9 protein-coding genes and 1 tRNA gene are annotated in these 13,056 nt (G+C 71.9%); 5 read left to right on the forward strand and 5 right to left on the reverse strand.

Annotated elements, in window-relative coordinates; translation table 11 throughout:
• The first annotated feature begins 64 nt into the window (after positions 1 to 64).
• A complete protein-coding gene (cysS, locus tag ACFSL2_RS20020; RefSeq protein ID WP_377199518.1) occupies positions 65 to 1,492 on the forward strand; it encodes a cysteine--tRNA ligase in 1,428 nt (475 codons plus the stop codon).
• Between the two features lie 95 nt (positions 1,493 to 1,587).
• A complete protein-coding gene (gene rlmB, locus ACFSL2_RS20025; protein ID WP_377199519.1) occupies positions 1,588 to 2,574 on the forward strand; it encodes a 23S rRNA (guanosine(2251)-2'-O)-methyltransferase RlmB in 987 nt (328 codons plus the stop codon).
• Between the two features lie 3 nt (positions 2,575 to 2,577).
• Here the strand turns inward: rlmB and ACFSL2_RS20030 are convergent, their stop codons facing one another.
• The 3 genes from ACFSL2_RS20030 to otsB form a co-directional block, all read right to left on the reverse strand.
• Positions 2,578 to 3,825: a DUF4032 domain-containing protein gene (locus ACFSL2_RS20030; RefSeq protein ID WP_377199520.1), complete on the reverse strand. Its 1,248-nt coding sequence runs from the start codon at positions 3,823 to 3,825 to the stop codon at positions 2,578 to 2,580.
• Positions 3,826 to 4,011: 186 nt separating this feature from the next.
• Positions 4,012 to 5,127: an ABC transporter ATP-binding protein gene (locus ACFSL2_RS20035; RefSeq protein ID WP_377199521.1), complete on the reverse strand. Its 1,116-nt coding sequence runs from the start codon at positions 5,125 to 5,127 to the stop codon at positions 4,012 to 4,014.
• Between the two features lie 150 nt (positions 5,128 to 5,277).
• Positions 5,278 to 7,608 carry a trehalose-phosphatase gene (gene otsB / locus ACFSL2_RS20040; RefSeq protein WP_377199522.1) on the reverse strand — a complete coding sequence of 777 codons (2,331 nt, stop codon included), beginning with the start codon at positions 7,606 to 7,608 and terminating at the stop codon, positions 5,278 to 5,280.
• 176 nt (positions 7,609 to 7,784) lie between these two features.
• Here otsB and ACFSL2_RS20045 point away from each other — a divergent pair, with 176 nt between their 5' ends.
• The 3 genes from ACFSL2_RS20045 (at position 7,785) to ACFSL2_RS20055 (ending at position 10,774) form a co-directional block, all read left to right on the forward strand.
• Positions 7,785 to 9,596: a protein kinase domain-containing protein gene (locus ACFSL2_RS20045; RefSeq protein WP_377199523.1), complete on the forward strand. Its 1,812-nt coding sequence runs from the start codon at positions 7,785 to 7,787 to the stop codon at positions 9,594 to 9,596.
• Positions 9,597 to 9,716: 120 nt separating this feature from the next.
• Positions 9,717 to 10,574, forward strand: coding sequence for a DsbA family protein (locus tag ACFSL2_RS20050; RefSeq protein ID WP_377199524.1), 858 nt, complete (start codon positions 9,717 to 9,719; stop codon positions 10,572 to 10,574).
• Positions 10,575 to 10,698: 124 nt separating this feature from the next.
• Positions 10,699 to 10,774: transfer RNA gene (locus ACFSL2_RS20055), tRNA-Thr, on the forward strand.
• Between the two features lie 154 nt (positions 10,775 to 10,928).
• Here ACFSL2_RS20055 and ACFSL2_RS20060 read toward each other — a convergent pair.
• Together ACFSL2_RS20060 and ACFSL2_RS20065 are read right to left on the reverse strand one after the other, a co-directional pair.
• Positions 10,929 to 11,462 carry a TetR/AcrR family transcriptional regulator gene (locus ACFSL2_RS20060; RefSeq protein ID WP_377199525.1) on the reverse strand — a complete coding sequence of 178 codons (534 nt, stop codon included), beginning with the start codon at positions 11,460 to 11,462 and terminating at the stop codon, positions 10,929 to 10,931.
• A gap of 15 nt (positions 11,463 to 11,477) precedes the next feature.
• Complete coding sequence (locus tag ACFSL2_RS20065; RefSeq protein ID WP_377199526.1) at positions 11,478 to 13,010, reverse strand: MFS transporter; 1,533 nt, start codon at positions 13,008 to 13,010, stop codon at positions 11,478 to 11,480.
• Between the last annotated feature and the right edge of the window lie 46 nt (positions 13,011 to 13,056).

Raw genomic sequence — 13,056 nt, forward strand, 5'->3', positions numbered from 1 at the left:
CGAGTGCGCGGCGGCACACGCGTCGCGCAGGAAAGGGGTACCGCGGCGCCGGTACCCTGGGCAGGTGACTATTCGCCTGTTCGACACCGCTGCGCGCGAGGTGCGCGATCTCAACCCCATCACCCCGGGTGAGGTCGGCATCTACCTGTGTGGCGCCACCGTGCAGGCCCCGCCGCACGTGGGCCACCTGCGCCCCGCGGTCGCGTTCGACGTGCTGCGCCGCTGGCTCACCCGGCGCGGCCTCAAGGTCACCCTGATCCGGAACGTCACCGACATCGACGACAAGGTGCTGGCCAAGTCGGCGGCCGCCGGCCGCGAGTGGTGGGCGCACGCCGCGCTGTACGAGCGCGTGTTCAGCCAGGCGTACGACGCGCTCGGCGTGCTGCCGCCCACCTACGAGCCGCGCGCCACCGGCAGCGTGCCCGAGATGGTCGCGCTCATGGAGCGGCTCGTCGCCAAGGGGCACGCGTACAGCACCGGCGCGGGCAACGTCTGGTTCGACGTCCACTCCTGGCCCGCCTACGGCGACCTGACGCGCCAGAAGGTCGAGGACCTCAGCCCGGAGGACGGCTCCGACGTCGCCCCGGGCTCCACCGCCGAGGCCAAGAGGAACCCGCACGACTTCGCCCTGTGGAAGGCCCCCAAGCCGGGTGAGCCCGAGTCCGCGGCCTGGGACACGCCCTACGGCCGTGGCCGCCCGGGCTGGCACCTGGAGTGCTCGGCGATGGCCCGCCGCTACCTCGGCGAGACGTTCGACATCCACGGCGGTGGCCTCGACCTGCGGTTCCCGCACCACGAGAACGAGCAGGCGCAGTCACGGGCGGCCGGCTACGGGTTCGCGCAGCGCTGGATGCACGTCGCGTGGGTCACGCAGTCCGGCGTCAAGATGTCGAAGTCCCTCGGCAACGGCCTGCTCGTCAGCGAGCTGCTGGACCAGGCGCCCGCGCCGGTCGTGCGCTACGCCCTGGCGGCCGTGCAGTACCGCTCCATGCTGGAGTGGGCGCCCGACACGCTCGACGAGGCGCGCACCACGTGGGAGCGCCTGTCGGGGTTCGTGACGCGGGCCTCGGAACGGGTGGGCGCGGTCCCGGCGGAGGAGGTGGCCAAGGCCGAGCTGCCCCCGGCGTTCGCCACGGCCATGGACGACGACCTCAACGTCCCGCAGGCGCTCGCCGTCGTGCACGAGCACCTGCGGGCCGGCAACACCGCCCTCGCGGACGGGGCGGACGCCGCCGTGCGTGCCGAGCTGGTGACATTGCGTGCGATGCTCGACGTGCTGGGCCTCGACCCGGCGGACGCGCAGTGGGCGACGTCCACCGACGACCGGTACGCCACGGCGCTCGACGAGCTCGTCACGGCGGAGCTCAAGGCGCGGGCCGAGGCGCGTGCCGCCAAGGACTGGGCCACCTCCGACGCGATCCGGGACCGCCTGGCGGCTGCCGGCATCGAGGTCCAGGACTCCGCCGACGGCGCCCGTTGGGCGCTCTCCTGAACATTTCCCCGGTGGTCGAGCTTGTCGAGGCCACCTCTACCGAACCCGCGGTGGTCGCGACAAGCTCGACCACCGGCTGAGAGACGAGACACACCATGGCAGGAAACTCGAAGCGCGCCGGTGCGGTACGCAAGGCAGGCTCCAAGAAGGGCGCGCAGGTAGGCACCGGCGGGCACAGCCGCAAGGGCCTGCAGGGCAAGGGTCCGACGCCCAAGGCGGAGGACCGGACCTACCACCCCGCGCACCAGCGCAAGGTCGCGGCGGAGAAGCGGGTGGCCGCCGGACGGCGACCGGGCGGTCCTGGTGGCCGCGGCGCGGGCCGCAAGGGCGCCGGAGCGACCGAGGTCGTCGCCGGCCGCAACGCGGTGCTCGAGGCGCTGCGCGCGGAGATGCCCGTCGAGGGCATCTACCTGACCGCGCACCTGGACTCGGACGACCGTACCCGGGAGATCCTGGAGATCGCGCACACGCGCAGCCACCCCATGTTCGAGGCGTCTCGGCTCGACCTGGACAAGATCACCGACGGCGCCGTGCACCAGGGCGTGGCCATGAAGGTGCCGCCGTACGACTACAAGGACAGCGAGGACCTCCTCGACGTCGCGGCCGAGGCCGGGGAGCCCGCGCTGATCGTGGCGCTCGACAACATCACCGACCCCCGCAACCTCGGCGCGGTGCTCCGGTCCGCCGGCGCGTTCGGTGCGCACGGTGTGCTGGTGCCGGAGCGGCGGGCCGCGGGCGTGACGGCGTCGGCCTGGAAGGTCTCGGCAGGGGCCGCCGCACGCGTCCCCGTGGCGCGGGCGACCAACCTGGCGCGGGAGCTCGCCGAGCTGAAGAAGTCCGGCTGCTTCGTAGTGGGGCTCGACGCCGGCGGCGACATGCAGGTGGGGGAGCTCGCGTACGCCACCGACCCGCTCGTCCTGGTCGTGGGCTCCGAGGGCAAGGGCTTGTCCCGGCTCGTGCGCGAGACGTGCGACGCCGTGGTGTCGATCCCGATCGCCGCCGCCACTGAGTCGCTGAACGCGGCGGTCGCCGCGGGCATCACCCTGTACGAGGTGGCGAAGCAGCGCGGGGAGTCGAGCTAGCGGTCAGCCGTCCTCCGGCTCGGCCTCGCCCGGTGCGAGGCCGAGCACGGCGTCCTCGTCCGGCCGGTGCCGCAGCACGTGCTCCACGTAGGACTCCGCGGCCTCGGGCAGCGGGATGTCCCGCTGGGCCTGCTGCGAGATGAACCAGCGGTGGTCGAGGATCTCGTGGAAGAGCTGCGCCGGCTCGAGCTTGCGGCGCAGCTCGCGCGGCACGGCGTCGATCGTCGGGCGGAACACCTGGCGTACCCAGGCGTGCGCGACGATCTGCTCCTGGTCGTTCTGCCGGTCCGTCGCCGCGCGGTAGCTGTCGAGGTCGTTGAGCATGCGGCGGGCCTGGTTCTCCTGCACGTCCAGCCCCGTGAGGCGGAGCAGGCGGCGGGAGTGGTGCCCCGCGTCGACCACCTTGGGCTGGATGCGCACCTTGGTGCCGTCGATGTCGGTGGTGATCTCGAGCTCGCCCACGTCGAAGCCGAGGTCGTTGAGCCGCTCGATCCGGGCGGCGACGCGCCAGCGGTCGTCGGAGTCGAACGCCTCCGAGCCGGTGAGGGCGTCCCACAGCTCCTGGTAGCGCTCCACGAGGGCGTCGCCGATGGACACCTCGTCGACGGCCTCGTCGAGCAGCTCGCCGGCGGCGAGGTCCATGAGCTCGCCGATGATGTTGGTGCGCGCGAGGTCGACGTCGTAGTTGCGCTGGCCGTTGGTCAGCGTGCGGTGCATGTCGCCGGTCTCGGCGTCGACCAGGTAGGCGGCGAAGGTCTCGGCGTCGCGCCGGAACAGCGTGTTCGACAGCGAGACGTCGCCCCAGTAGAAGCCCACCAGGTGCAGGCGCACCAGGAGCACCGCGAGGGCGTCGATGAGCCGGGTCGCCGTGTCGGGGCGCAGGTCCTGGCTGAACAGCGCGCGGTACGGCAGCGAGAACTGCAGGTGCTCGGTCAGCAGCACGGCCTCGAGCCGCTCGCCGTCGGGCGCCCTACGGCCCGTGATGACCCCCACGGGGACCACGGACGGCACCTCGATGCGGTGCAGCTGACGCAGCAGCTCGTACTCGCGGTAGGCGACGGTCTCGCCGATCTCCTTGATCGCGAGCACGCGGCCGCCGTGGCTGACGAAGCGGACCACGTGCCGGGAGATGCCCTGCGGCAGCGCGGCCAGGACGTCGTCGGGCCACTCGGCCAGCGGCACGTCCCACGGGAGGTCCAGCAGCGCGGGGTCGGGCGCGACCGCGGTGATCTGGAGTTTCTGCTGGGGCATGGGCACCATTCTGCGCTGTGCCGGCCACTCGTCCGCGCACGGCACGGGGCAGCCGGGGATCTCCGGGAGGCGGAGTGATGAAAGGCCTGCGGGGTGTGTTGCTGTGGGTGGACATTGTCCACGCACAGCAACACACCCCGAGGACGTAACCGTTCCCCCGGCGCGCCGAGGGATCAGTCGCAGGGATCAGCCGAGGCGCTCACCCGTGGTCGCGGAGAACACGTGCGAGTGGCCGGGCTGGATCGCGACGGCGATGACGTCGCCCTTGTCGGGCACGTTCCGCGGGTCGATGCGCACGATGAGCTGGTTGGTCTCACCGGCGGTGAGGTTGAGCTCGGTGTCACCCTTCAGCGTCCCGTACACGAAGGCGTCCGAGCCGAGCTCCTCGACGAGGTTGACCTCGACGTCGAACGAACCGGCCGTACCGACCGGGACCGGGTCGAGCGCCTCGGGGCGGAACCCGAGCGTCACCTTGCCGCCGTCGGCGTCCGTGATCTCGCTCGCGATGGAACGCTCGAGCGGGACCTCGGCCGAGCCGACCTGGACGTTGCCGTCCTTGACGTCGAACGTGCCGATGTTCATGGCGGGCGAGCCGATGAAGCCGGCGACGAAGACGTTGTTCGGGCGGTCGTACATCTCGCGCGGCGTGCCGACCTGCTGGAGCACGCCGTGGTTCAGGACGGCGATGCGGTCACCCATGGTGAGCGCCTCGGTCTGGTCGTGGGTCACGTAGACCGTGGTGACGCCCAGGCGGCGCTGCAGCGACGCGATCTGCGTACGGGTCTGGACACGGAGCTTGGCGTCGAGGTTCGACAGCGGCTCGTCCATGAGGAACACCTGGGGCTGACGCACGATGGCGCGGCCCATGGCGACACGCTGACGCTGACCACCCGAGAGGGCCTTCGGCTTGCGGTCGAGGTACTCCACGAGGTCGAGGATCTTCGCTGCTTCCTCGACGCGCTGGCGGATCTCCGCCTTGGGCGTGCCCGCGATCTTCAGGGCGAAGCCCATGTTGTCCGCCACCGACATGTGGGGGTACAGGGCGTAGTTCTGGAAGACCATCGCGATGTCGCGGTCCTTGGGCTGCACATCGGTGACGTCACGGTCGCCGATGAAGATGTGCCCACCGTTGACGTCCTCGAGGCCCGCGAGCATGCGCAGCGACGTGGACTTACCGCAGCCGGACGGGCCGACGAGGACGAGGAACTCGCCGTCCTCGATCTCCAGGTTCAGCTGGTCGACGGCCGGGCGCTCAGTGCCCGGGTAGACGCGCGTCGCGTGATCGAAAGTGACCGTAGCCATGACTAGTACATCCCTCCACCGGCAGGTACGTGCCGGACGATCCGTTGTGGTCGGGTGCCGTTGCTTCCACTCACGTGTCGGCGGTGACACTTGCAGCGCGATCGTACCCCGGTTGGTCAAGGTCGCGGTATCGACGGGGTCACGTTCGGGTCAGCCTTCGCTCCGCAGGGTCCGGGCGAGCCCGGCGAGGACGGCCGCCAGGGCGTCGGGGTCGGGTACCCGGTGCGAGGCGAGCGTGTCGCCCGTACCCACCTTGATCGACAGGTCGCCGGCCTCGAGGGCGCCGAAGGCGTGCTCGTCGGTGGTGTCGTCGCCCGCGTACAGGACGCGCACCTTCTCGACGCCCAGCTCGGCCGCCACGGTGCCGCGCAGCCGGCGCAGCGCCTCACCCTTGCTCGTGGGCACCACCGACACCTCGACCACGTCCTTGCCGTGCATGGCGGGCAGGCCCAGGTTGGCGGCCACCTCGTCGGCGGCCACGGTGATCGCGGCGGCGTCGTCCACGCTCGCCAGGCGCGTGTGGACGACGGCGGCGGCGGGCTTGACCTGCACCCAGGCCCCCTCACGGCCGGACACCGCCGACTCGAACCCGGCGACGAGCGCGTCGAGCTCGCCGGACTGGGTGGTGGTGAGGTGGAACGGCACCTGCTCGACGCCGGTAGTGGTGGCCCGGCCCGCCTCGGCGCCGTGGCTGCCGACGAGGAACGTGCCGTCGGGCGCGACCGTCCGCTCGGCGAGGTCGGAGAGGTCCCGCCCGGAGATGAAGGCGAGGCGCACCGGCGCCTCCTGCCCGAGCGCGTGCAGCTGCTCGATGGCGGTGCGTGCGGCACGCGTCATGCTGGACGACTTGGGGTCGTCGACCAGCGGTGCCAGGGTCCCGTCGAAGTCGCACGCGAGCAGCCAGCCGGTGGTCGGCTTCTTGCGCCGCCCGTTCCCGTTGCCCATGCGGGCGAGCCGGCCGCGCGCGGGCACGCCCTCCGGCACCGTGGTGAACGCCGTCAGGGCGTCGCGGAGGTTGTGGTGGCGGGGCTCGGTCGACCGCGGGTCCACGGTGAGCGGCCGGGCCGGTACGGAGGTGAGCACTCCGAGGAAGGTCTCCGACCACTTGGCGACGTCGTCGGCCAGGACCTTGCGGCGCAGGCGCCGCATGCGGCGGCGCTGCTCCTTGGGGTCCATGGTCGCCGCGGCCACGATGATGTCCTTCATGCCGTCGATGTCGTGCGGGTTGACGAGCAGCGGACCGGGCGAGAGCTCGTCGGCGGCGCCGGTGAACTCGCTGAGCACCAGGGCACCGCGCTCGTCGGAGCGCGCCGCGATGTACTCCTTGGCGACCAGGTTCATGCCGTCGCGCAGCGATGTCACGAGCAGCACGTCGGCCGCGAGGTAGAGCGCCGCCATCTCCTCCGGCGGGTAGGAGTGGTGCAGGTAGTGGATCGCGGAGTGGCCCAGCTCGCCGTACTCGCCGTTGATCCGGCCGACGAGGCCCTCCACGTGCTCCCGGAGCTCTTGGTAGGCGCCGACGTTCTCGCGGCTCGGGCTCGCGACCTGCACGAGGGTGGCGTGCTCCACGTCGAGGCGGCCGTCGTCCAGCAGCTCGCCGTACGCCTTGATGCGGTGTCGGATGCCCTTGGTGTAGTCGAGGCGGTCGACGCCCAGCATCAGGGTGTCGGGGTTGCCGAGGTCGGCCTTGATCTCCTTGGCCCGTGCCTGCACCTCGGGCGTGCGGGCGAGGGTGTCGAACCGGCGGGAGTCGATCGAGATGGGGAACGACGACGCGCGGACGTGCCGGCCGGGGCGACCGTCGGCGTCCGGGATCGTGATCACGGGCCCACGGGTGGTGTACCCGGTGAGGCGGCGTGCCGAACGGACGAAGTTCGCTGCGTCGCCGTTGCGCTGGAAGCCCACGAGGTCCGCGCCGAGCAGCCCGTCGATGATCTGCCGGCGCCACGGGAGCTGCGCGAACAGCTCGACGGGCGGGAACGGGATGTGGTCGAAGAACCCGATGCGCAGGTCCGGCCGCAGGTCGCGGAGCATGCGGGGGACGAGCTGGAGCTGATAGTCGTGCACCCACACGACGGCGCCCTCTGCCGCCTGCTCCGCCGCGGCGTCGGCGAAGCGCTGGTTCACCCGCCGGTACGCGTCCCACCACTGGCGGTGGTAGTCGGGCGGCGCGATGACGTCGTGGTAGAGCGGCCAGAGGGTGGCGTTGGAGAAGCCCTCGTAGTACCGCTCGATCTCCGTGGCGTTGAGCGTGACCGGCACCAGCAGCATGCCGTCGGCCTCGAAGGGCTCGTGCGCCAGGTCGGGGGCGCCCGACCAGCCCACCCAGGCACCATCAGCGTCCTGCATCACTGGCTCGAGCGCGGTGACCAGGCCGCCCGGTGACCTCTGCCAGGTGAGGTCGCCGTCGGGGCCGACCGAGAAATCGACCGGAAGCCGGTTCGCGACGACGACCAGATCGTATCCTTCTTTACCTGGCAATGTACTTCTCCTTAGATGTGTAGAAGTCTCGCTGCGCAGTGCCAAGAGTACCGAGGTCTCTTACCTGTTCAGGGTAACGAGGTCGTCGGCAGCGTGGGTCGGCCTTCCTCTCGGCCCTGGTCAGAGGGCTGAGACTTGGCGGGCATCGCCGGTCCCCGGCGGCTACCGTGTGCCACATGAAGGAGGTGGAGGCCTCGACGGCGCCCTCGAACGGCACCGGCCCCGCTGCAGGCGCGCAGCTCGGCGGGTACACGGTCGTGCGCGAGATCGGCTCCGGTGCCATGGGGTCCGTCTACCGTGCCGAGGACGACGGCGGGCACGCCGTGGCGCTGAAGATGCTGCACCGCCACCTCGACGACCCCGCCGCCCGCGAGCGGCTGCGCCGCGAGGCCTCGGCGCTGCAAGGACTGCGACATCCCGCGGTGGCCCGGGTGCTGGACGCCGAGCTCGAGGGGCCCGACGCCTTCATCGTCACCGAGCTCGTCGAGGGCCCCACGCTCGAGGAGGAGATCGACGAACGCGGTCCGCTCGACGCCCGGGACCTCTTCGAGCTCGCCGACCAGCTCGCCGATGCCCTCGAGGCCGTGCACGGCACCGGCGTGGTGCACCGCGACCTCACACCGTCCAACGTGCTCATCGCGCGGTCCGGACCGGTCCTGATCGACTTCGGGCTCGCGCAGGGACCCGGCGACGTCCGGGCCACGCGTACCGGTTTCGTCATGGGCACCCCCGGGTACCTCGCCCCCGAGCTGCTCGACGGCGCGGAGCCCGGCCCGGACACCGACTGGTGGTCCTGGGCCGCCGTGCTGGGCTTCGCCGGCACGGGCCGGGCGCCGTTCGGCGTGCGGCCCACCGAGCTGGTGCTGCGACGCTCCCGCCAGGGCCAGGCCGATCTCGAAGGGCTGCCTCCGCGGTCGGCCCGGGCGCTCGACGCGGCGCTGCGGGCGGTGCCCGCGGAGCGCTGGGGTCCCGACGAGGTGGCGCGGGCGCTCAAGGGCGAGTCGGAGGCGTTCATCGCCGCGACGGTGGGACCGGACGATTCCGGGACCGTGGTGCTCGGCGCCGCCGACGCGCGGACCGCCGGGCTGCCGGCCGACCTCGGCTCGACGCGGGTCATGCCGCAGGGCCTCCTGCCCCGTCCGGTGTCCGCGGCCGCCGGTGGTACGGGCGTCGGCGCCGCGGCCGGTGCGGCCGCGCACGCCAAGGCCTCGCACCCCGGCGTGGGCGGCGTGACGGACCTGGCAGCGGCGCCCGCCGCGGCCAGGGGGCGGTCGGTCACCGGACGGGCTCTGGGCGCACAGGGCCCGGGCGCGCCGGCGGGCGACCAGACGTTCGGTCTGCAGACGGCCAACCCCGCGCACGTCACCGGCTATCGCGGGTTGTTCGTCGCCTTCACCCTCGCGCTCGTGGCCCTCGCTGCCGTGCGGCCAGGGGTGGCGGCCGCGGTGCTCGTGGCGCTGCTGATCGTGGCGCGCCTGGCGGGGATCGCCGTCGACGAGTTCCGGAGCCGCCGCGCGCGGCGTGGGCCCCGTCGCGTCGATGCCCTCGTCGCGACGCTCCTGTCCCCCTGGCACCTCGTGCGTGCCGTGTTCGGTGTGCTGCCCGCCGCGGCGGTCGGCATCTGCAGCGGGGTGATCGTGGTGCTGCTGGGGCTGGCGGTGTTCGCGCCGGGCAACGTGATCATCGCCCCGATCCCGACCGTCGAGGCACGATCGGTGGGCGGCATGAACGAGCCGATCGTCGACAGCCTGGTCCTCGGCGTCGCGATGCTGGTGACGGTGATCGTCACCTGGTTCGGGCCGGCGTCGTACGCGACGCGGGTCGGGGCGGGCCCTCTGCTACGCCGGGTCGCGCCCTCCAGGACGGCCAAGATCGTGCTTGCCGTGGTCGTGCTGGCCCTCGCGGGCCTGGCGGCCTGGCCGCTGCTCGACGGTTCGGTGGACGTGCTGTGGTGGCCCATGGGGGACCGGCCCGACGTTGTGTGGTAATACCCAGGCTTGGTGTCGGGTTGGTACCGAAACGTCCAGCAGTCTCCCAGCCAGCGCGAGTAGGCTTGACTCCGGGCGCACAGCGCCTCGCCCCATTGGCCCGCATCTCGAAGGACCCCGATGTCGACGAACATGACCAAGGCGCAGCGTCGAGACGCCGCCCGTGCCGAGGCCCTTGCACTCCAGAAGAAGCAGCAGTCGCGCGAGAAGCGAAGCCGCGCGATCGTGCTGAGCCTGCTCGGACTCGGACTCGTCGTCCTGGTCGTGGCTGTCGTGATGATCTTCCTCGAGGGCCAGAAGGCGCCCATGGAGAAGGTCGACAACGTCCCGGCCGGCGTGGTCCAGGACACCGGCATCCCCGTCGGCGCCGAGGGCACGGCAGGCACCACGAACGAGGGCGCGAAGACCCTCGACGTCTACGTGGACTACATGTGCCCCATCTGCGGCCAGTTCGAGTCGCTGAACGGCGCGAGCATCACCGAGATGCGCGAGGCCGGTGACGTGACGCTCGTGGTGCACCCCGTCTCGATCCTGGACCGTGCGTCGCAGGGCACCGAGTACTCGACGCGTGCCGCCGCGGCCGCCGCGTGGGTCGCTGACCGGGCGCCCGAGCAGTTCACCGCCTTCCACGAGGCGATGTTCGCCAGCCAGCCCGAGGAGAACACCGCCGGGCTGTCCGACGAGCAGATCGCCCAGGTCGCGCAGCAGGCCGGTGTGCCGGCCGAGGCTGCTGCCGGCATCGCCGACGGCGACGCGCACGACACGTTCGGCGAGTGGGTCACGGCGTCGACAGAGGTAGCGCAGGAGGACGAGCGCCTGCTGAACGCACAGGGCGGCTTCGGGACGCCGACCGTACTGGTCGAGGGTGAGCGCTTCGAGGGCTGGCAGACGCCCGGTGCGCTGACCGAGGCCCTCGGTGGCTCGACGGAGTCCGAGTCGGAGCCCTCCGGGGAGCCGTCGACGGAGCCGTCCGAGTAGCAGTCGCGGCACGCCGACGGCGGGGTCCCGGGCTACGGCCCGGGGCCCCGTCCGTTCGTTCCGGCGGACTCGTGGCGCTCGACTCGGATTCTGGTGGGAAGAGCCGTTAGGCTGGTCCCCGCCCGCCGCCTTAGCTCAGCTGGTAGAGCGCTCGCCTTGTAAGCGAAAGGTCGTCGGTTCGAACCCGACAGGCGGCTCCAGAGGCCCAGGTCAGCGACTCTGCTGACCTGGGCCGTACGTTTTCCTTGGCGCGGTCAGCTCCTTGGTTTGGCCAACGGACCGAACTCAGCGACTTCGGTCCCTTGATGTGAGATCGGTCGGTTGACCGACCGATCTCATCCCATCCGACCGAACTCAGCCGACTGCCCGCACCAGGTGTTCGGTGACCGCTCGGCGTTGCGCCTCCGGCAGTGCGCGGTAGGCGAGGGCCTCGAACATCCACATCCCGTCGGCGGCGAGCCGGGTGACGAGCCGGGCCATGGACGCGGAGTCGTCCCCGGCGTCGGCGGGCACGGGCGCCCAGCGTTCCAGGACGGAGCTCCATGGCGCCGCCCACTCCGGGCGGGTGGCGGCCTCGAGCATGAGCTGCAGCTCCGCGCGCGTCGCGGACTGGGCGCTCACCCGCACGTAGGCGGCCAGTCGCTCGTCGGCGGTGAGCTGCTCGGCGGGCCCGCCGGCGGAGGCCAGGAGCGAGGCCTCCCACCGGTCCGCGAGGTGCTGGTGGATGGCGGCCAGCAGGTCCTCCCGCGACGGGAAGTGGTACATGATCCCGCCGCGCGTCAGCTCCGTCTCGGCGGCCAGGGAGTCGAAGGTGACGGCGGTGACGCCCGCACGCTGGATGACGCGTACGGCGGCGTCGAGGATGTGGTCGCGGTTGCTCGGTCGCACGGGGCCTCCCTGGTCTCAGTGGCCGGAGCCGTAGGCGGAGGACTCGGACCCGGGGCCGTAGGCGCGGAGCAGCACGGTGGTGACGATAGCGCCGACGGCCAGCACTCCGGCGCAGACGACCATCACCGTGGAGTAGCTGTTGCCGAATGCGCGGAACGCGGCGTCGAGGACCGCCGGGCCGGTGCCCGGCGCCGTCAGCGCGTCGGTCATGGACCGGCCGGCCTCGGCGGGGGCACCCTCGGGCAGGCGGACCGTCATCGTGTAGACGGTGGTCAGCAGCGAGCCCAGGAGCGCGACGGCCGCCAGGCTGCCGAACTCGTAGGAGACCTCCTCGACGGACGAGGCCATGCCCGCCCGCCGGGCCGGCACGTTCCCGATGATCGCGGTCGACGCCACGGACATCGCGGCGCCCAGCCCCAGGCCCGTGACGACGAGGCCCCCGAGCAGCCAGCTCATCCCGTGCTGGACGCCGACCAGGGTCCAGGCCACGCCGATGGCCCCGACACCCAGGCCGCCGCCGATCAGGACCCGCAGGCCCACGACGTGGAGGAACGCCCCGCCCAGGATCGACGACGGCAGCGACCCGACCGCGACGGCGGCCACCAGCAGCCCCGACTCGAGGGGCGAGAAGCCCGCCACGAGCTGGAACCGCTGGGTGGTGGCCAGCTGCAGGCCCCCCATCGCGAACATGGCGAACGCGGCCGCCAGCACCCCGGAGGCGAACGCGGCGTTGCGGAAGATCGACAGGTCCAGCAGCGGGAACGGCAGCCGGCGCTGGCGACGGACGAAGACCCACCATCCGACGAAGGTCGCCAGGGCCGCGGCGAGCACGACGGTCCCGGAGCGGTCGACCTTGACCACCTCCTTGATCAGCACCACCAGCCCGACCAGGGTGATCAGGGCCTGTACCGACGAGATGAGGTCCCAGCGGGTGCCGGGGTGCGGTTCGTTCTCCGGGGCGACGGCGACCCCGACGATCACGGCGAGCACCACCACCGGCACGTTGATCAGGAAGATCGAACCCCACGCGAAGTGCTCCAGCAGCGCACCGCCGACGATCGGCCCGAGCGCGCCGCCCACCACCGACAGGCTGCCCCACACGCTGATCGCGATGTTGCGCTCGCGCTCGTTGGTGAAGGCCACCCGGATCAGCGCCAGCGTGGCCGGCATCATCGCCGCCGCGCCGACGGCCAGCAGCCCCCGCGCCGCGATCAGCACCTCAGGGGTGGGCGCGGTGGCCGCCATGAGCGAGGCCAGCCCGAACACCACCAGCCCGACCAGGAACATGCGCCGGTGGCCGAACCGGTCGCCCAGGGTGCCCGTGCCCAGCAGGAGTCCGGTCATCACCAGCGGGTAGGCGTTGATGATCCACAGGCTCTCCGTCCAGCTCGCGTCGAGCTCGCGGGTGAGGGTGGGTAGCGCCGTGTAGAGGATCGAGTTGTCGAGGGTGATCAGCAACAGGCCGGTGCCCACGGTGACCAGGAGCGTCCAGCGCCGTCGAGGGCCGAGCAGCGGCGTGCGTGCGCTGAGCGGAGGGCTGATCGTCATGGGGTAACTGTACTTTCTAGAAGGTTAAGTTACCCGCTGAGTCGGC

Source organism: Promicromonospora aerolata (assembly GCF_042682255.1).
Taxonomy (GTDB): Bacteria; Actinomycetota; Actinomycetes; order Actinomycetales; family Cellulomonadaceae; genus Promicromonospora; species Promicromonospora aerolata.